12 protein-coding genes are annotated in these 19481 nt (G+C 65.6%); 9 read left to right on the top strand and 3 right to left on the bottom strand.

What is annotated here, in order from left to right; translation table 11 throughout:
- Nucleotides 1–348: 348 nt before the first annotated feature.
- Nucleotides 349–1341: a hypothetical protein gene (locus ACL02R_RS18650; protein ID WP_412798065.1), complete on the top strand. Its 993-nt coding sequence runs from the start codon at nt 349–351 to the stop codon at nt 1339–1341.
- Nucleotides 1338–1877, top strand: coding sequence for an N-acetyltransferase family protein (locus tag ACL02R_RS18645; RefSeq protein WP_412798064.1), 540 nt, complete (start codon nt 1338–1340; stop codon nt 1875–1877). The genes ACL02R_RS18650 and ACL02R_RS18645 overlap by 4 nt, the downstream gene beginning before the upstream one ends.
- Before the next feature lie 107 nt (nt 1878–1984).
- On the opposite strand, the gene ACL02R_RS18640 is transcribed toward ACL02R_RS18645, so the two are convergent.
- A complete protein-coding gene (locus tag ACL02R_RS18640; protein ID WP_412798063.1) occupies nt 1985–3187 on the bottom strand; it encodes a DNA cytosine methyltransferase in 1203 nt (400 codons plus the stop codon).
- A gap of 227 nt (nt 3188–3414) precedes the next feature.
- On the opposite strand from ACL02R_RS18640, the gene ACL02R_RS18635 reads away from it, so the two are divergent.
- The 5 genes from ACL02R_RS18635 (at nt 3415) to ACL02R_RS18615 (ending at nt 14454) form a co-directional block, all read left to right on the top strand.
- A complete protein-coding gene (locus ACL02R_RS18635) occupies nt 3415–5487 on the top strand; it encodes a hypothetical protein (RefSeq protein ID WP_412798062.1) in 2073 nt (690 codons plus the stop codon).
- Entirely contained in the window at nt 5488–6468 is a 981-nt protein-coding gene (locus tag ACL02R_RS18630) for a hypothetical protein (RefSeq protein WP_412798061.1), read from the top strand. It begins immediately after the preceding gene.
- 23 nt (nt 6469–6491) lie between these two features.
- Nucleotides 6492–11939 carry a DEAD/DEAH box helicase gene (locus ACL02R_RS18625; RefSeq protein WP_412798060.1) on the top strand — a complete coding sequence of 1816 codons (5448 nt, stop codon included), beginning with the start codon at nt 6492–6494 and terminating at the stop codon, nt 11937–11939.
- A 122-nt stretch (nt 11940–12061) separates the two neighbouring features.
- A complete protein-coding gene (locus ACL02R_RS18620; RefSeq protein ID WP_412798059.1) occupies nt 12062–13609 on the top strand; it encodes an AAA family ATPase in 1548 nt (515 codons plus the stop codon).
- A 92-nt stretch (nt 13610–13701) separates the two neighbouring features.
- The gene (locus ACL02R_RS18615) at nt 13702–14454 is read left to right on the top strand and encodes an HNH endonuclease (RefSeq protein WP_412798058.1); all 753 of its coding nucleotides are present in this window, start codon (nt 13702–13704) and stop codon (nt 14452–14454) included.
- A 718-nt stretch (nt 14455–15172) separates the two neighbouring features.
- Here the strand turns inward: ACL02R_RS18615 and ACL02R_RS18610 are convergent.
- Both ACL02R_RS18610 and ACL02R_RS18605 read right to left on the bottom strand, forming a co-directional pair.
- Nucleotides 15173–15517, bottom strand: coding sequence for a putative quinol monooxygenase (locus ACL02R_RS18610; protein WP_412798057.1), 345 nt, complete (start codon nt 15515–15517; stop codon nt 15173–15175).
- Between the two features lie 245 nt (nt 15518–15762).
- Nucleotides 15763–16443: a type 1 glutamine amidotransferase domain-containing protein gene (locus ACL02R_RS18605; RefSeq protein WP_412798056.1), complete on the bottom strand. Its 681-nt coding sequence runs from the start codon at nt 16441–16443 to the stop codon at nt 15763–15765.
- A gap of 157 nt (nt 16444–16600) precedes the next feature.
- On the opposite strand from ACL02R_RS18605, the gene ACL02R_RS18600 reads away from it, so the two are divergent.
- Complete coding sequence (locus ACL02R_RS18600; protein ID WP_412798055.1) at nt 16601–17497, top strand: LysR family transcriptional regulator; 897 nt, start codon at nt 16601–16603, stop codon at nt 17495–17497.
- Nucleotides 17498–17922: 425 nt separating this feature from the next.
- The gene (locus tag ACL02R_RS18595; protein WP_412798071.1) at nt 17923–19479 is read left to right on the top strand and encodes an ABC transporter transmembrane domain-containing protein; all 1557 of its coding nucleotides are present in this window, start codon (nt 17923–17925) and stop codon (nt 19477–19479) included.
- Nucleotides 19480–19481 lie beyond the last annotated feature (2 nt).

Below are 19481 nucleotides of genomic sequence, written 5' to 3'. Positions count from 1 at the left end.
GACGTTTTGACCTCTCCTTTACCTGGCAGGTGAGGATCGCGCGGGCTACCGTGCCCGCATGGACACCACCCGCAACACCGTTCTTGAGGCGTGGATGACCGAACACGGCTACAGCTCCAACAGCCTCGCCGAGGCCGTGAACAGGGCCATTGAACGGTTGACCGGGCGCCCTGGAGGGCTCGACGGCTCATCGGTCCGGGCATGGAAGGCGGGCCGGGTGCCTGGCCAAAGTCAGCCGCCCGCAAGGCACTTAAGGACGTCACCGGACTACCCGCCGTCGCTTTAGGGTTCGTGCCACGGGGCCGGCCTCCGTCCACCCCGGCCCCACCGCAGCAGGAGGACCCCGACATGAAGCGCCGTACCCTCGTCGGCAGCATCGCGGCGGCTGCCGCAGCAGCAGCCTCCCCCGGCACCGCATCGCCGCGCCGTATCGGCATGAGCGACGTCAACCGCCTGAACAAGCGCTTCTCCGAGATCATCGCCAGCGACCACCGCCACGGCGGACAACTCGGCATCGAGCAGCGGGCCGCCGCCCTCGCCGATGAGGCGCTCAATCTCCAGAACGTCGGCAGCGCCACCCAGCGCGTACGAAGCAACCTCTACGCCTCCGCAGCCGCCTTCCGCTCCTCCGCGATGTGGGCCGCCATCGACGGCCGGCGCTACGACATCGCCAAGGCACACATGCGCGAGGCCCAGGCCCTCGCCGAGATGTCCGGCGACCAGGCAATCAAGTTCCGTATCTGGAGCCACGCGGGCACCATGTACCGCCACATGGGCCGACCGGCGGACGCGTTCGCTGCCAACGACGTCGCCCGCAACCTGCACCTCACCCGCCGAGACCCCCTCTTCGCGTCCCTCGGCATGGCCCGCCAGGGGGCCATCCACGGCGCGGCGCAGGACCGCACCGGCACCCGCCGGGCGTTCGAACGGGCGCAGGACGCCATGCTGCGCGCCGACCCCGCCGCCTACCGGCCGGTGTGGATGCTCGCCTTCTACGACCAGGCCGAACTGGACTCCCTGGCCCTCTCCGCACACTTGGCACTCGGCGACTACTCGACCGCTGAGTACCACGCCCATCGCTGCCTGTCCGCCCTCCGGCCCCACATGATCCGTTCCCGGTCCATCACCACCACCCGGCTCGCACACGCCCAGCTCGCACAGGGCGCCCCCGACGCCGCCACAGCCACCGCGATGAAGGTCCCCGCCGAAGCCGCCACCCAGCACGCCCGGGTCACGCGCATGCTGCAGGAGTTCGGGGCCGCACTGCGCGCCACCGCGCCGGGCAGCCCCAGTGTGCAGACCTGGACGGAGCACACCGCCACCTGGAGGATGGCCGCATGACCACGGCGCCCGCCATCGAACTGCGCACCTTCACCACCCTCGACACCGCCCGCGGCGACCTCCTCGACGTGTACGCCGACGTACGCGCCCCACTCCTCCACCTGCCGAACTACGCCGTCACCGCGTTCGGCGAACGCCTGGACCGACACAGCACCGAGCCGGGGTTCACGGCCGTCCTCGCGTACGCGGACGGGCATCCGGTCGGCTACGCCTACGGCAACACCATCGAGCACGGCGACCGCTACTGGCAGCGCACCAGCCCGACGCCGGCCGAGAAATACACCGAGCGCCCGGCGTTGGCCCTGAAGGAGATCGGTGTCCGGCCGGCCTGGCGGAAGACCGGCACCGCCCGCCGCATCCACGACGCACTCCTTGCTACCCGCGACGAGCCGTTCGTCACTCTCATGGTGAACCCGGCCGCCGGGGGCGGGAAGGTCCACGTGCTCTATAGGTCGTGGGGGTACGAGGACATCGGGCGGAGCCAGCCGTCACCGGCCTCGCCGGTCCTAACCGTGATGATCCGGTCCAGCCACTAAAAACCCGCCCCCGTCACAGCCCGCCTTCTGGGTTCAGCGGCGCAGACGCTCCCTCTTCGGCCGAAGGCTCGCCCAGCAACAGATTTCGCAGAAGAGGGCAGATCAGGTCAGCCTCTCGTCGCCAACCGTCGAGGCGAAGGTCCAACCCCCTCGCCTGGATGAGCCTCCTTGGTACCCACGTGCGGTTGGTACGCCTCAGGAATCGGGACAGGCGCGACGGCACGCGGGACCCTCAGCTGACGCTCGGGCAGCAAGGACGGCGCTCCCGACAAGAGACGAGCCCTGGCTGAAGCCCCGCCCAGTTCAAGGTCTCTCACGATTGTTCGCCCCAGCACCTCTGCAAGTAGCGGGGGGGTCGCGTTACCCACCATCCGCCGACCGGCGCGGAACGGCTGATCGATGCTCCATTCATCAGGGAAGGTCTGCAAGCGCATTTGTTCACGCACAGAAAGGGGCCGATTATCCCAGTGGAACGGCCCAGTGCTCGGCCCAGGAGAGGCCGGCAAGGTCCAGGACGGTCGATCCTTGGCCAGCTTCAGCAGAAACGACCAGTACCGGGTTCGCCAGCCGAAGAGTTCCTCACCGTCGCCACGGGCGGTGAGATGGAGATAGTTGCCACCTTCCGGGATGGAAGGCAGTAGCGCTGCCCATTGCCCCGTAGCAACAGGCTTCTCGTCCTCTTCAAGATCCCAAAGCACGTCCCAGGCCCGCATCGGGTCGCCTGCATGCGTCGCCTCTGGCAGGTGAACCTCTGCACCGTCCCGGTACGCAATGCCGATAGCCCGGCGTCGATGCTGAGGCACCCCGTAGTCAGCTGCGTCAACGACCTTGGCCACCATCCTGTAGGAGGTGCCATGCCGATCGTTGATACCCGCGAGCCCATCGTCAATGACCTCGGAGGCGTTCCCGTTCCCTCTCAAGAACCCCTCAACGTTCTCGACAAGCAATGCCTTAGGGAGGAAACCCTCAACCAGGTCGAGCATCCCATGCACAGACTTGGCGCGGTCGTCCTCCATGCCGCTGCGGGCAGTCGAAGCCCACTGCGCAGCCTTTGAAAACGGCTGACAAGGCGGCCCCCCCGCAATGAGGTCGAGTTGCCCGCGCTTCATCCCTAGCGCTCGGGGAGTCAGGTACTGGGCAGCAGTGTTGACATCGCCGTTGCCAGGCATGACCCATCCCGGCCGATTGGCTGCGAGCACGGCCCTGGCGTCAGCGGCAACTTCCATGCAAGCGACGGTAGCCAGCCCAGCCCTCTCCAGACCCGCGTCAAGGCCACCCGCTCCTGTGAAGAGAGAGAGCACCTTCCCCATGGGCCGGGTTCGCGCTGACGATCGTGCGGCGGTCAACGGAGGCACTCCCCGAAGTAGATCTGCTCAATGTCTTGACAGAGGGAGCTCACCGGAGAAAACCGCGGTTGTCAAGGCAGTCGGGCAGTTAAGCGGGCACAGGCACCAAAGGATATCCGACAGATGTTCGAAAAGCGACCAATGTCCTACCGATGGGCTAACGTCTTCCTACGCAGATGAGGGGGTTGCCCATGGACTATGACAGCTGGAACAAAGTTCTCACGGAGTACTTCTTCCCTCTCCGTGAAGCAGCAGCCCCCGTGTACTTGTCGGTAGACGATGCCCTGCTCACCGAACTACTGACCAGTCACACCCAGACTGCCACAACGGTCACGACCGCAGCCGAGAACTTCCAAACTGCCATCAGAAGCCGGGTCTTCGGGCGTGACCCCTTCGAAGGCATCGCCTCCCGTGCTCGCCGCTGGCGCCGATACGGGGCCGCGGGCGACCCGCCCTTCATCGCACTCCTCGCAGCGACAGTGCTCGCGGCCTCCAGGATGCACCGCTCCGGCAACCCTGCAGTCGGCAAGTTTTCCTACTACGGCCCGCTCCGCGAGCTGCTCGGCCTGCACGAAGGCTCCGGCATACCGGACGGCTACGACGTGATCGTGCCCACCCTGTGGGGTCACCTGAAGTGGTGGCTGACCGAGCATGAACAGGGCCGCCGTGGCTTGCCCTCCGCTATTCCCCATGCGACCCAGGTCAACATCGGCTGGTCCCTGTCCCAAGCCGTTCTGGTCGGATCGGACCGCGTGCAAGTCGGGCTGTTCCTGTCAGCGATCGGGGCACAGCCGGGAGATTCGGTCCCCGCAACGGAACTCCTTGCCCGGTTCCAGGAGTGGGTACGGCTCAATCGGCCCAGCCCGCGAATCCAGCGCGCTCTGGCATCGCCGGAGTTGCGACCGATCCTGGCGAGCGTCCTACAGCAGGAACTCGCCCACTACGACGGGCTCCCGAGAAACTCCGCTGGCCTGCCGTATGTGCCCTTGTCTCTCACGACCGATGCCGGCGGTTTCCCCTACGGCATCGCAGCCCGCATCCCCTCCCACCTCCGTCTCGAATCGCTCAGTCTGAACGGCGACATCGTCAGGGTCCCCTCGGGCGCGGAATGGTTACCTCTCACGCCTCCGGACCAGAAGCTCACTCCGGGATCGGCGCTCGAACTGGCCGCCGACACCGCCACACTTATGCTCCCCGCTCGCGACCTCTACGTCCTCCAGGCCAACGACCTGGTCGGGAAGTGGACGTCCGTCAATACAGCGGAAATCGGCGTGCCGCATCGGGTATTGGTGAGAACTGCCTTCGCAGCGCAGGCCGAAGCGGTGATGCTTGCCTGTGGGTCAGGCGCCGTGCGCCAGCCCCGCAGAGTTCAAGTGCCGGACGGCTGGACGTTGTTCAGGGACTACACACCGACCCGAACCACGACGGTCCGAGGCATCGTCGGCCCGCTGGCCCCACTGCACCAGCAGTTGGCCCGCCTGTCCGGCGGCCTCCGCATCGATGGTGGCAAGCAGATCTACCTCCTGGGGTACGCACCCGACCTTGTTCTGCCAGCGACTTCCGATAACCATCCGCGCACCGTCACAATCGACGGGGTGCCCTTGCCGCCGGTTTTCCCAATGTCGACGGACACGATCACGATCCGGCTAGCGGATCGAGTGCACTCCGTCGGCGAGCACGAGATCGAGGTCGAGAATCGCAAGCTCACCTTCACCCTGGTCGAGCGCTACCGAGAGAGGGTTGCCCTGCCACTACTAGCGCTCCCTCCGAGGAGCGACAAGCTGGCTACCATCCCCAGCAGGATCCCGAACGCGGCAAGTCCGTCGGCGCCCGCCCCCTGGCTGCCACCCGGCCATTTGTCCGGCTCGTTCTTCGGAAGCTATCAACGCGACCCGCTCCCTTCGACGAGCCTCCTGCGCCTCGGCGGCTCGATCTACGCCCTGGGCAGGAATCGCCTCGCTGCCCAGCTCGCTCCCGAAGCGCCAGCCTGGATCGCCACCATGGACCACGTGCCTCACGCGATCGACATCGAACCGCTGCTCGCTGCTCTGCCTTTTCAAGCTCTATGGCTGCTTCAGGTGACCAGTTCCCAGAACGCCAGGGCCTGGCGAGCCCCGATCGTCCAAACCGGCTCGTGTGGCGTGCCTTCCGGGAGCTGGACAATTCTGAGCCAAGCCGACTGGCGCAGGCTGACCTCGGGAAACATCACCACCACCGCAGTGGCTTGTGCACAAGACTGGACCGACTACACGGCAGGGAAGTGAATGGTGCACGACGAGCTGCTCCTGTGGTGCTCCGAACGCGGCGCCGGGAGCCTCGATGCCTTCCGCGACACGTACACATGGCTGGGGAAGGGCAAGCAGGACAGTTCGACGCTGGACTGGCGCATCGCGCTGTACAACCTGCAGGTTCTCGGCCATGTCGAAGTTGACTGGGAAGCCCGGATCTGGAGTGTGACGCCACCGGTCCTCACCACCTTGCCCGATTCCGGAGGGCACGCGCTCCTGGTGGGGCAAAGGCCGCTCTGGCTCATACAGCGGCTGGAACGGCTACACGAAGACCCTGACCCTGACATTGCCACCCTCGCACAGTCCGTCGTACCACTTCCGCCATATCGACAGGCCGACGGCCCGTCGGTGCGGATGGTGTCACTAGCGGACCCTGATGAATGCCGCGCCCTCTGCGAGGTACTCGGCATCGCCTTCGAGGACCGCGCCGCGGATCAACTCGTTCTGCGTCTTCCCCGCTTCCAAGAAATGCTTACCGAGCGTGGCGTACAGCGAGGGCCCGGCGGCATCGAGCCTCAGAAGATGTCCGAGGGGGGCAGCGACATCTGGACAGATGTCGAAGGCCACGGCGAACCACCCCTCCACGGCGCCTACCGGTATCAGCGCTACAACACCCACCGCTATATCTACTGGATCGAAATGAGCGGCTTCATCGCCGACAAGCGCACGGTGATGTACGCGGAACTCGCGCGCGCAGAACGCTGGGTGCTGCGGTACAGCCCGCTGCGACAGGAACTTTACGCCCCGAAACGCATGCAGCTACCGCATCTCCACGCCCGCGCCGCCGTGCTGCGCAGCGGGCTGCTGCCGCAACTAACCGCGCTCGACCCGCAGACAGCGCCAGACCGGCAGTCGATCCCTGAGCATAAGAGCTACGTCAGATACGTGAACATCGACGAGGCATTCGCCAGCAAATTGGCCGAATCCCTATACCAGAAACTTCAACTCGTCCCCTAAGTCTGGCCCCCGTGAGGATCTTGATGTCTGGCATCTCCCCGTCGGCCGTCCACGGCCGACTTGCCGAGTACTTCCAGCGGTACTACGACACCGCCTACTCCCTTCGCGACTCTTCGGTGGGCGAGGAACTCAGAGAGCTACTCCGCACTCCCGGGGTCCTCTTTCAGGAGCCGTATCTGGAACTCTTGCCTCAATACGTGCAGTCAGCCCAGACCCTGGATGAGCTAACGGCGGAAATAGGGCTTCCGGAGTTCGCCGGACTTCTAGGATCCGGTCTGCTCCGGGGAATCCCGAGGCTCTATACCCACCAGGCGGAGGCACTGAGGGCAAACAACCACGGACGGGACATCGTGGTGACGTCGGGAACCGGTTCCGGAAAGACCGAAGCCTTCCTCGTCCCGGTGCTAGCCAGACTGACCGATGAATCCCGTCAGTGGGCACCGATAGGGCCCCAGGGTGCCGAGCAGCCCTGGTGGCGCACGTCACAGCACTGGCAGGCTCAGCGCCACGGAAGCGGTCGCCCCTCGGCCATGCGCGCCATGTTCCTCTATCCAATGAACGCACTGGTGGAGGACCAGCTGATCAGGTTGCGACGCAGCCTGGACGCACCGGACGTACGCGACTGGTTCGACAGGCACCGTGACGGCAACCGCTTCCACTTCGGACGCTACACCGGCCGCACCCCGGTTGCCGGCCCGCTGGAGCTAGCTTCCAAGCCGAACTCCTCCAAAATGAAGGAATTGCGCAGAACTCTGGCCTCGATGGAGGACCGAAGCCGCCAACTGGAGCAGCGCATCGCGGACGGCCTTGTGAAGGACGAGGAAGCCCGCTACTTCCTCCAGCGCCCCTTCGGGGCCGAGATGCGTTCTCGCTGGGACATGCAGGTCGCCCCGCCGGACATCCTCATCACCAACTACAGCATGCTCAACATCATGCTCATGCGCCGAGACGAGGATCCCATCTTCGATCGGACCCGTGACTGGCTGGAGAGTTCCAAGGACCACGTCTTCAGCCTGGTCGTGGACGAACTCCACATGTACAGGGGCACTCAGGGCACTGAGGTCGCCTACCTCCTACGCAAGCTTATTGACCGGCTCGGGTTGTCCACCGATTCCGACCAACTGTCCGTGATCGCCACCTCCGCCTCCATGGATCCGGAAAACCCGGTGGACCGGAAGTTTCTGAGCGACTTCTTCGGACGGTCAGCCGACCGCTTCTCCGTGCTGGCCGGTGAACGCGTCCGGACCACGGGCAGGACCGACCTCATGCCCTGGGCAGACACCGTTGGCCAAGGAACAGGTGCCCTGCCGCCACTTCCTGACCGACATGCGGCGCTCCAGGCTGCGTTCAGAGCGAGCGACGAGGACGACTTCCCCCGAGCAAAGCCGCTGACCGACGTGTCCGACAAGCTCTTCCCTGGCCTCGCACCCGATAAGGCGCTGGAGGCCACTGACGCACTCATCTCGCGCCTCGACGAGGAGGCGGATGCCGGCTCGCGATTCCGGCTCCACCTGTTCTTCCGGAACGTCACCGGCATGTGGGCGTGCGCGGATCGCAACTGCTCGGAGGTCCAATCACCCACCGCGGAGTCACCGGCGGAACGCCTGGTCGGAAAGCTCTACAGCCGACCCAGGTATGCCTGCGAATGCGGCGCTCGAGTCCTGGAATTGCTGTACTGCGACACGTGCGGAGAGGTCTTCCTCGGCGGATTCAATTCTCCGATCGTCGGCCACGATCCCACCAGGCGCTACCTGGTATCCACCGCAACCGATCTCGAATCCCTCCCGGACAAAGCGCGCTTCGATCGCACCGCCGATGTGTACAGCATCTTCCTGCCCACTGCGGGAGAACGCTCCGATCTCGACATATCGCCACACAAACACAAGGGTGGCCGACCGAATGCAAAGAATCGGCCGGAATACACGTTCACTTTTGTTCCGGCCTTGCTGGATCCCGTGAGCGGCAAGGTTGGCAGCTACCCGAACGAGGAGAACAACGGATACCTGCTGGTGGCACAGAGCCAACCGCAGGGCCACCTCGGGAAGGTCCGTGCCTTTCCCACAGTCTGTCCCTGCTGCGGGGAAGACAAAGAGATCTTCAAGAACGTCCGCCAGTTCGAGGACCCGTCACGTTCCCGGTCCCCCATCCGCACCATGGGTACAGGTTTTGAGAAGTCCAACCAGGTCCTGACCGATGCCCTCAAGAGGCAGCTGCAGACGAAGATCGTCGTCTTCTCAGACAGCCGACAGGACGCGGCCCGCATCTCGGCGGGCCTGGAGCGGTCGCACTATCAGGACTTGGTCAGGCAGCTCGTGATCGCCGCCCTCGACCATCCGAAGGATCTCGTGGCCCTGGCAGCAGAGTTCTTCAAGGGGAACCAGGCAGGCCAGGCCGCGCTAACCCAGCTCACAACGACTGGTTCACCCGATCTAGTTGCAGCAGTGGTTGCCTTGGCCCATGACAGCCTCACCCCCAAGCACGAACGCGTGCTGGCGGACTACCGGGCCCAGCAGAAGGGCCCGACACTTGTCGAACTCGGCAACGGAGTCAGCGCGCAAGCAGTCACGTACGGCGTGCACCCCGGTGGGCCTTCGTTTTCGCTGAGCGCAAGCACCGAATCCCGGAGCTGGACCAATCTCTACGACTGGACGAGTGGCGTCCCGGTCCAACGGCCCGCTGCCTCCCTCACCAACGATCTGAGCGTCCTGAGTTCCGAAATCCACCGGACAGTGCAAGCACAGGTCCAGCAGGCAGTCTTCGCGGGAGGCGGCCGCGACCTGGAATCGCTCGGCATCGGCCATGCCTCTCAGGACATCACGTTCAAGAGCCGGTTGCTGGTTGACGAGGTCTTCCACCAGGTGTGCCTGTCCACGCTGAGGCTGCTGGGTGTGCGCCGCCAGTTTCAGGAGCAGCGGCCTGAGCCGCCGGCGAATCTGCACACGGCAGCGAGAAAATACATCAAAGCCGTCGCACAACGTCACGATGTATTCCCGGACGCACTGGTCCAAGAGGTGAAGAATGCACTGGGTCTGAGCGACGCCGAGCCCCGGATCGAAGGCCAGAAGATCTGGATTGTCCTGGCCGGCGAGACAGAATGGCGCTGTGAACGCTGCACCAGAAGGCACCTGCACGGTTCCGCCGGCGTCTGTGCCTTCTGCCTCAGCTCACATCTCGTTGCCGAACCCCTCGACCCGGATTCCGTCACCCTGGACGACTACTACACCTTCCTGGCCCGCGAGGCCGGGATCCCCTTCAGACTCCACTGCGAAGAGCTGACGGGCCAGACCGACAACGACGACGCACAGGCCCGGCAAGCCCTCTTCCAGTCGGTCTTTCTGAGCGGGAAGGACATCGAGTTGGTCGATGAGGTCGACCTACTCAGTGTCACCACCACGATGGAGGCTGGCGTCGACATCGGCGCGCTCCGCGCGGTGGTAATGGCAAACATGCCACCACAGCGCTTCAACTACCAGCAGCGTGTGGGCCGGGCCGGCCGCCGGCTCGATCACCTGTCCATCGCCCTGACACTGTGCCGTGGCACCAGGACCCATGACGACCACTACTTCCAGCATCCCTATCGGATCACCGGCGATCCCTCGCCGAGCCCATACGTGGATCTCGATCGCCTGGAGATCCTGCTCCGTTGCTACGCTGCAAGCCTGCTGACTCTCGCCTTCCGGTCGGTCGAGGGAACGTCCGACTGGGATCCGGGACGCAATGTCCACGGGCCCTTCGGGACCGTCAGCGGATGGCCATTGGTGCGGGATGACGTCCGCACTTGGTTGGCCGGCAACGACATCGCTAAGAGACACGCGGGCCAGGTTCTCCTGCAGGGGGCGTCTCCTGGCGCGCCTTCGCTGGATGATCTGGTCTCCTGGGCCACTTCCCGCCTCTACCCCGAGATCGAGGAAGTGGTGACGAACGCGCCGGACGCGGGTCCGCTCAGCCAGTCGCTCGCGGAGCGCGGAGTGCTCCCCATGTTCGGATTCCCCACCCGGGTTCGCAACCTGCATCATCAGAGGCCGCACGGACCGGAACTCACCGACGTCATCGACCGGGACATCGACATCGCCATCTCGGAGTGGGCGCCCGGCGGTGAAGTGGTCAAGGACAAGGCGTTGCACACAGCAGTCGGCCTCGTGACGTACGAGCCCGCCGACGGGCACTGGTTGCCCGGCAAAGCTCCGGACAGTGATCGTCTCACGGTGGGCATCTGCGCCAAGTGCCTCTCCGTCAATCTCCGCGATTCCGAGCATTCGTGTCCTGTGTGTGGGGCCACTGCAGGAGAAGCCGGTGACTACCGGATGCTCCCGTCGTGTCAGCCGCTCGGCTTTCGCACCAGCTACAAGGCTCAGGATTACGACGGCACCTTCGAATTCACGCCACGCGCGTTCTCCGCGCGCCTCACTCTCGACACGACATCAGCGCTCGTCCCACGCTGCACTAAGGCCGCTGAATTCAGGAGTGGCCAGGGACGCATCGTGGTGGTCAACGCAGGAACTGGCGAGGGATACCAGTTCGGCAAGGTCAAGGGACACGACGGTCTACTGGACACAAAACTCCTGGCCGATGCCGACCGCGCGAGAGATCTGGGCCTGCCCACACAGCCTTCGGCCAGCAACGAGGAGAAACTGGCACTGGCCTCAGTGAAACTGACCGACGTTCTTTTGGTCGGCCTCCGCGAGCAACCCGCCGATCTGGCCCTCGACCCAAGACGCATGGCCGCAAGGGCTGCTTGGCTCTCACTCGGTACGGTTTTCAAACTCGCTGCCGTCAGGCTACTGGACATTGACGGAAGAGAACTCTCGGCGGGTCTGTATCCCGACCGAGGAGAAGAAGAAGGCAGTGTCAAGGCACAAGTCTTCCTCTCGGACACCTTGGAAAACGGTGCCGGATATTCGACCTGGCTGGGGAAGCGCCCTACCGACTTCCTGCTCGCTGCGCGTGAGGTCGCGGCCGATCTCACCCGCCACCGCTCCGGCAGCTTGAAGGCCGGGCCATGCGACTCGTCCTGCTACGACTGCCTGCGGGACTATAGCAACAGCGCCTACCACCCGCTGCTCGATTGGCGCCTTGCCACACAGATGGTCGAACTGCTCGATGGGGAGAACCCGGACTTCACTGCCGAGGAGGTCTATGCGTTCGAGCGCGTAGAGCAGTTCGCCAGAAGCTTCTCGCACTGGAAGGCCGATTCCTCCCACGGCCTTCCAGTCCTGAAAGACATACAGCACGATGATCTCGCTGTCCTCATCACCCATCCTCTTGAGTCCTGGACCGGTCCCGCCCGCTCGAAGCGTGTGGCCCGCGCGCTGGCCTCGCTGGAAGCAGAGGGCTTCGAGGTGTTCGAGGAGTTCGAAAACCCGGTCCTGGGCAGCGAACCACCACAGCGCGCGGTCGTCGCCGTCGATACGTTTGAACTGCTTCGACGGCCCGGCTGGATCGAGTCGAGACTACAGAGCCTTTTCGACTGACCGGTCGGGCAGCGGGCAGGGGCACCTTTCTACCCCTGCCAGCTGCCACCGACTCCCCCAGGCTCGCACACCTAGCAGTTCGCTTATATCGGTTCTGGTGGACACACGTCTGGAGTACGCCGATGCATTTTCTTGTAGTGCCTCGCAGCGCGGGCTTCACCGTGCCGTCCAGTCTCCCGGCACTCGTTCTCCGGCGCGACCTCTGGGATGATTTTGGCTTCGAAACCATGTTTGATGCCTATCTGTACCCGTCTCGAACAGAAGCGTCCATCGACTTGGGATCCGTCAAGATCATCAAAAGAGGCCAGCAGGGCGGCGCCACCGAGATGCCCGACAGTTTCATCCGGCTCGACGACAGTTACTGTTCACTCGGGCAGGCATTTTCTTACTACGAAGCACTGCACGGACTTCCAGGTGAATTGCGCGACAGTATTCTGTTCGGGCTCCGCGATATCGCCATCGACCCCTCACTCAGGGAATCTTTCGCCAACGAGCCGGCGATGGCCGCATCACTCCTGCGCTACGGGAACGCCGAACTCGCACTGAGAGACGCCACAGCCCTGTTCGGAGGAGCGATAGCCCCACGGGACAATGCGCTCGCGTTCACGTTCAGAACGAGTGTTGGAGGAGAACCCTTCCCCATTCACTTCGGTTTCGCGGACCGCCACCCCCTGCCCGGCCGCATCAACGTCGTCGTGGGTTACAACGGATGCGGAAAAACGCAGCTCCTTGCCAACCTAGCCAACACCGCACATGCGGACCTAACCGACCGAGCCGACGAGAGCTTCATCCGGCAGTACGGAGAATTCCCCGAAGGAGCCAGTGCTCCACGATTCTCCTCGGTCATAGCCATCTCTTACAGTGCTTTCGATACGTTCGACCTGCCAGGGAAGAACCGACAGGAAGAAGACCGGCTGCAATCAAGCGGTGAGGTCTCCGGATACACCTATTGCGGCCTTCGTAGGTACGATCGCAGTCTTAGTCCCGATTCGCCCCGCACCGGGTCGCTCAAAGGTTCCGAGGAGATCCAGGGTGACATCATGTCTGCCCTCGTTAGGGCTAGCACACCCGAGCGTAAACAAAGGCTGGCAGCAGCCCTCTCTCCGCTGAGCCGCGAACCGTCGTTCAAACGGGTCAAGCTGTCCGACACCTTCGCCTTCGACAGTGATTCGTGGCGGGATTCCTTTTCCGGTCTCAGCACCGGACACAAACTCGTGCTCAACATTGTTGTGCAGCTTGTGGCCCACTTGGAGCCCGGGTCACTGGTCCTCATCGACGAACCCGAATCCCACCTGCACCCTCCGCTCTTGGCTGCCCTGCTCAAGAGCATCAACATATCCCTGGATCAGTTCAACTCCTACGCTGTGATGGCGACACACTCCCCGGTCCTCCTCCAGGAAGTCCCCAGACGTTACGTCAGGGTTCTGCAGCGATTCGGAGATCTCACACTCGTTGCCACTCCGGAGATCGAAACTTTCGCAGAAAATGTAGGACTGCTGACGCGCCACGTATTCAACTTGGATAGCAGCGCGACCGACTATCACTCCACCCTCCGGTCGATGCAGGAGAGCCTGCACCTGGATGAGATCATGGAACTGTTCGATGGCGAGATGAGCGCGCAGTCCATTTCTTACCTGGCGAGCATCAGTCGTGATCGGCCTGCTAGATGATTCGGCTCCCCCGCCCGGACAGGGATCGCCTGGCCGATCTTGATCTCGCTGTAAGCCGGAGACGACCGTCCTCTCGACGTGTGCTCATGGGAGTGCGCACGGGAATCATCGACGCCTACGGAAACTATGAAGACGTGCTACGAGATATTCGCCGGTTTACGTCGCTCGCCCACGGTTCCGATGTGCTCACCAAAGCCCTTCTGGGAAATTACGCGCTTCTGGACAGAGGTCGCCCCCTGGAAGATCTCAGAAACTCGATCTTCCGGACAGCTCTGTCCCGCAACTCTCGGTGCCCGCTATGCGAAAGAGCTCAGGTCTGCGCCCTGGATCACTTCCTTCCAAAGAATCACTTCCCGGAATATTCAATCCTAGCCGACAACCTTGTCCCCGTTTGCGAAAGATGTAATCGACTAAAGGGAGATGAGTGTGACAGGGTAGACGGATTACTTATGTTCCACGCATACTTCGACGAGTTCCCGGACACTGAAATGCTACTCGCGGAAATAGACGTCGACAGCACCATCTCGATCAGATACACTTTGCATCGCTCCGACGAAATTGACGACCTCACCTTCGGGAGAGTCGAAAAGCAGTTCAAGATACTTGGCCTTTTCGATTTCTATCAGATGGAGGCCGTAGCGGAGCTAACGGATCAAATCGATCTATACGATGAAACATATACTTCGCTTGGCGATTCCGGGTTGCAATCAACTCTTAGCGCCTTGGCTCGGGGAGCTGAAAGAAAGAGCGTAAACCACTGGAAGGCAGCACTTTATCGCGCCCTATCTAGAAATGAAGAATTCTGTAGCGGTGGCTATCGACAGCTACTCACATCGCTGAATTGACGGCGTCAATCCGGTGTGCGCCCTGATAGAAGTGGTCTGGGGTGCTAAAGGCAGTGCTGGACAGCCAGCCGCGTCGCAAATCAAGGCGCCCAGGACCTGACCGGGCCCTGACACTCATTCGGCCAGGTCGCCGACACCTGCACTCACATGCGTGAGCGATGCGTGAGCGGACGGCTCAGCACAGCACATCCCAAGTGGGATCTCACACGACGTCGCGGAGCGCTGATCAGGCCAAACAGTACTCCGAGGCAGCACGGTGCATCCCCCGGCAAGGATTCGATCCCACTCCTAAAGCGGGTGTCGCAGGTTCGAATCCTGCCGGGGGCACAGCATTGAGGGCCAGCTCAGGGGCTTCATCCCCGTTGCTGGCCCTTTGCCGTACCAGAGGCCGTGCCGCTTACGCGCCACTATCCCCCGAGGGGCTGTCCGGGCGGACGGTGCGGATCATGGCTCCCAGGCTGTCTGCGATCTCGCGGTCTCTGCCGTTGACGACGTGCTGGTAGATCAGCGCGGCCCGGGGGGTGCTGTGCCCCATCCGGCTCATGAGTTCACTCAGGCTGGCCCGCGAGGGAAGACGTTTCCGCCACGGCCGCGCCCGGCGTAGGCGTCCAGGCGTCCAGGCGTCCAGGCGTCCAGGGCGCGCTCGATCCGCTCACCCCGTTTCACTCGGCCGCGTGCGGGTCAGCCCTGAGGACCGAGGGCAAGACACCCAGGCTGGTCAGGCCGTTGTGCAGACGGTGACGTCGCGGGTCTGAAGGTGGGGGGCGATGTCGGTGAGCACCAGTCGCTGGAAGTGAGGGCTGGTGCGGTGCGCCTCGAACGCCTCGCGGTCGGCATAGCGTTCCAGGAGCACGATGTCGCCAGCCTCCCCCGGGCTGGTCAGGGCCTGGTAGCCGAGGCATCCTGGCTCGGCCGATGAGGCCGCGACCAATGACGGCAGCGCCGACAGCACGAGGTCGCGCCCCTCCGGGGTGGGCTGCCAGCGCGCGATCACGACGATCTGCCCGGGACTGGCGCCGGCCAGCGGCCAGCGGTCGGTCGCGGATTCGCGAGGACTCGCCATGGGGGTGGTTTCTCCGCTCTTGCTCGTGAGGTGTGCGGTGAGCCGTTCGGGACCTGTGCTTGTCGTGCCGGGACCGCGCCCCGCACGACAAGCACCGTCAGTCGGGGAGTGTCAGCCGTCGGCGGTCCACTCGCCGCTGTTGATCTCCTCGATGGTTGCCCACACGACCGGGCGCAGGCCCTCGCCGGTCACAGGGACCCGGGCGTCGGCGACGCGCCCTCTCTTTCTCGCGTGTGTGTTGGCCGTCAGGCGTTGAGGATGGCGACGACGGCCTCGGCGGTGCCGGTGGCGGACGCCGGGTTCTGGCCGGTGGCCAGGCGGCCGTCGCTGACGACGTGGGCCTGGAAGTCGGCGGCACCGGAGTGCTTGGCGCCACGCTCCTCCAGGGCGGTCTGAAGGAGGAAGGGGACCACCTCGGTCAGGCCGAAGGCGGCTTCCTCGGAGTTGGTGAAAGCGGCGATGTTCTTGCCGTCGACCAGATGGGTGCCGTCGGACAGCGTGATGTTGACCAGTGCGGCAGGGCCGTGGCAGACGGCGGCGACGGCGCCATCGGCCTCGTAGATGTCGCGGGCGAGACCGGCCAGGGCCTCATTGTCGGGGAAGTCCCACATGGTGCCGTGACCGCCTGCGTAGAAGATCGCGTCGTAGTCCGCGGCATTGATGTCTTCGGGGCGCCGGGTGGCTTTGAGCTGGGCGGCCATGCGCGCGTCGTCCAGGAAGGCGCGCTGGATGGGATCGGAGGTGTCCACGCCATCCACGGGGGGCTCGCCGCCGGCGACGGATACCAGGTCCACCTGGTGTCCGGCGTCGGTGAACACCTTCCACGGGTGGGCCGCCTCGGGCAGGTAGTAGCCCGTGCCACGGCCGGTGTCGCCGAGGCGGTCGTGGCTGGTCAGTGCGATAAGGATCTTGCCCGTACGGGTCATGCCGTTCTCATTCCGTGGTCTGGGCGGGCATGGTGTTCGGTGGCCCGCCTCCGGAGTCCAAGGTAGGCCGGGCTACCTATCAGCAACCAATGGAAGGATGGGTATCGAGCTATCGGGTTTCTGATGGATTGATGTGCTATCGAGAAGGAGGCCCAGGGTGGACCTGTCACTGCTGAGGACGTTCGTGGCGGTGTACCGGGCCGGTTCGGTGACGCTCGGGGCCAGGCAGGTGGGCTTGGCGCAGCCCACGGCGACGGCGCAGATCCGCGCGCTGGAGGAGCAGTTGGGGCAGCAGCTGTTCGAGCGGCTGGCCCGTGGGGTGGCGCCCACCGCGGTTGCGGACGAGCTTGCGGCCGAAGTCGCCCCGCATGTCGATGCGTTGGCCGCGGTCGTCGAACGCGGCCTGGAGCGCAGTTCCCCGTTCAGTCGGCCGATGCACCTGGCCGGGCCCGCCGAGCTCACCACGACCCGGGTGCTGCCCGCGCTGGCCCCGCTGGTCGGCCAGGGTCTCAGATTGCGGATCTCGCTCGGTCTGAGCGACGACCTGCTCGCCGGACTGTCGGCGGGCCGCTTCGATCTGGTCGTCTCCACCACCCGCCCCCGCGTCCGGGCCGTCACCGCGGTGCCACTCGCGGACGAGGAGTTCGTCCTGGTGTCCGGACGGGAGTGGGCGGCCAGGATCGACCGCGACGCGCTGACCGACAAGGGGCCGGGCCGCCTCGCCGACGTTCCCCTGCTCTCGTACGCGGAGGACCTGCCGGTGATCCGCCGCTACTGGCGCACGCTCTTCGGCACCCACCCGCGCGGAACCGCCGCGGTGGTCGTCCCGGACCTGCGCGGCGTGCTCGCCGCCACCATCGCCGGGGCAGGCATCTCCGTCCTGCCCCGCTACCTGTGCGACCGGGAACTGGGCGACGGCACCCTCGTCGCACTGTTGGAGCCCGAGGTGCCCCCGATCAACACCCTCTACCTGGCCCATCGCACCGGCACCGAGCACACCCCGAACGTCGCGGCGGTCCGCACGCACCTGCTGATGCAGGCCCGCCTGTGGTGACACCACGGCACGTCCGCCTGCCGATCGTGCCGTCCACGACAGCTGTCGGCAACGTCCCCGGGGCGGCGAGGCACCGCGCGAACGCGACCCCAACCCAAGTACCCAGCCACAGGTCATGTGGCCGGAGGACCTGAACTCGGACAGCAGCATCTCGCTCACACCCGTCGCAACGCGCGACCTGCGCGCGTGACGGAACCTTGCGCTCCCGGCCGCTGCGACAGGGAGGCCGAGTCGAGGAGGGCAAGAGACTTAGGGTAGCCTCGCCTAAATTCTGGTCGGGTGAGGAGTCGGAGCCGATGTGGCGTGGGGAGGTGTCGGGGCGGCGTGTGCTGTGGGGTGCCGTGCGGGGGCAGCGGCGGGATGTCGTGGTCGCCGCTGTGCTCGGTGCGGGACACCAGGCGGCCGAGGCGTTCATTCCCGTTCTCATCGGCGTCGTCGTCGACCGGGCCGTCGCCGATGGTGACGGCGGGGGGATGCTGCGCTGGCTCCTCGTGCTCGCGGCCGTCTACGTCGGTCTGTCGCTGAGCTTCCGCCTCGGCGCGCGCGCCGGGGAGCGCGCCGCCGAGCGGGCGGCGCACGCGCTGCGGGTGCGCCTCGTGGACCGCGTGCTGCACCCCGGGGGCGGCGCCGACGAGGGGCGGCTGCCCGGCGTGCTCGCCAGCGTCGCGACGGAGGACACGCGCCGCGTCGGCGCCGTGTGCATGGCGGCGACGCTCGGGATCGGCGCGGCCATGGGCCTGCTGGTGGGCGCGGTCGTGCTGCTGCGCATCTCCGCCGCGCTCGGGCTGCTCGTCCTGCTCGGCGTCCCGGTCATCCTGGTGCTCGGCCACTACCTGAGCAAGCCGCTGGAACGCCGCAGCGCCGCCGAGCAGGAACGCGCCGCGCACGCGTCCGGCGTGGCCGCCGACCTGGTCGCCGGCCTGCGGGTGCTCAAGGGCATCGGCGCCGTGCCCGCCGCCGTGGGCCGCTACCGGCGGACGAGCCGCGCCTCGCTCGGCGCCACGCTGCGGGCGGCCCGCGCCGAGGCGTGGCAGAACGGTCTGACGACGGGGCTGATCGGCGTGTTCATCGCCGTCGTGGCGCTCGTCGGCGGGCGGCTCGGCGCGGCGGGTTCGGTCGGGCTCGGGGAGCTGGTGGCGGCCGTGGGCCTGGCGCTGTTCCTGATCTCGCCGCTCCAGACGCTGGCCTGGGTGAACGCCGAGCTGGCGCAGGGCCGCGCGTCGGCCGCCCGGGTCGCCGAGGTGCTGGCGGCGCCGACCGCCGTCGCGGTGGGCGGGCCGCCGCCGGGCCGCCCGTACGGGGGCGTGCTGCGGCTGCGCGACCTGCACACGGGCGGGCTGCGCGGTTTCGACCTGACGCCGCTGCCCGGCGAGGTGCTCGGCGTGGCGGTGACCGAGCCGGCCCACGCGCTGGCGCTGGTGCGCTGTCTGGGCCGCGAGACCGAACCCGAGGCGGGGGGCGTGGAGTTGGACGGCGTGCCCGTGGACGCCCTGGACCCCGCCGGGGTGCGGGAGGTACTGCTCGTCGCGGCGCACGACGCCGACCTGTTCGACGGGACGGTCGCCGAGAACGTCGCGGCGGGCGCGCCGGAGGGCGCCGACCTGGCGGACGCCATGGCGGCGGCCGGGGCCGACGAACTCGGCGCGGGCCAGGCCGTCGGGGAACAGGGACGGTTCCTGTCCGGCGGGCAGCGGCAGCGCGTCGCCCTGGCGCGCGCACTGGCCGCCGATTCCCCGGTGCTGGTGCTGCACGACCCGACCACGGCCGTGGACGCTGTGACCGAGGCCCGTATAGCGAACGGACTGCGCGCGCTCCGTACGCGTGAGCCAGGGCGTACGACGATGCTGATCACCACGAGCCCCGCGCTGCTCGCCGTCACCGACCGGGTGATGTGGGTGGACGGCGGCCGGACGGTGGACGTCGCGTCGCATGAAGAGCTGGTGCAGCGGCATTCCTCCTACCGAGCGGCGGTGCTGTCGTGAGT

It is taken from the genome of Streptomyces sp. MS19 (assembly GCF_047200595.1).
Classification (GTDB): domain Bacteria; phylum Actinomycetota; class Actinomycetes; order Streptomycetales; family Streptomycetaceae; genus Streptomyces.
Note: the sequence above shows the minus strand (reverse complement) of the source record. Positions and strands in the feature narration are given on the sequence as shown.

Coding starts and splice junctions, on each gene's coding strand:
- ACL02R_RS18620 (WP_412798059.1), top strand. CDS start 12,062: ATGCATTTTCTTGTAGTGCCTCGCAGCGCGGGCTTCACCGTGCCGTCC.
- ACL02R_RS18630 (WP_412798061.1), top strand. CDS start 5,488: ATGGTGCACGACGAGCTGCTCCTGTGGTGCTCCGAACGCGGCGCCGGG.
- ACL02R_RS18605 (WP_412798056.1), bottom strand. CDS start 16,443: ATGACCCGTACGGGCAAGATCCTTATCGCACTGACCAGCCACGACCGC.
- ACL02R_RS18625 (WP_412798060.1), top strand. CDS start 6,492: ATGTCTGGCATCTCCCCGTCGGCCGTCCACGGCCGACTTGCCGAGTAC.
- ACL02R_RS18635 (WP_412798062.1), top strand. CDS start 3,415: ATGGACTATGACAGCTGGAACAAAGTTCTCACGGAGTACTTCTTCCCT.
- ACL02R_RS18650 (WP_412798065.1), top strand. CDS start 349: ATGAAGCGCCGTACCCTCGTCGGCAGCATCGCGGCGGCTGCCGCAGCA.
- ACL02R_RS18645 (WP_412798064.1), top strand. CDS start 1,338: ATGACCACGGCGCCCGCCATCGAACTGCGCACCTTCACCACCCTCGAC.
- ACL02R_RS18610 (WP_412798057.1), bottom strand. CDS start 15,517: ATGGCGAGTCCTCGCGAATCCGCGACCGACCGCTGGCCGCTGGCCGGC.
- ACL02R_RS18640 (WP_412798063.1), bottom strand. CDS start 3,187: ATGGGGAAGGTGCTCTCTCTCTTCACAGGAGCGGGTGGCCTTGACGCG.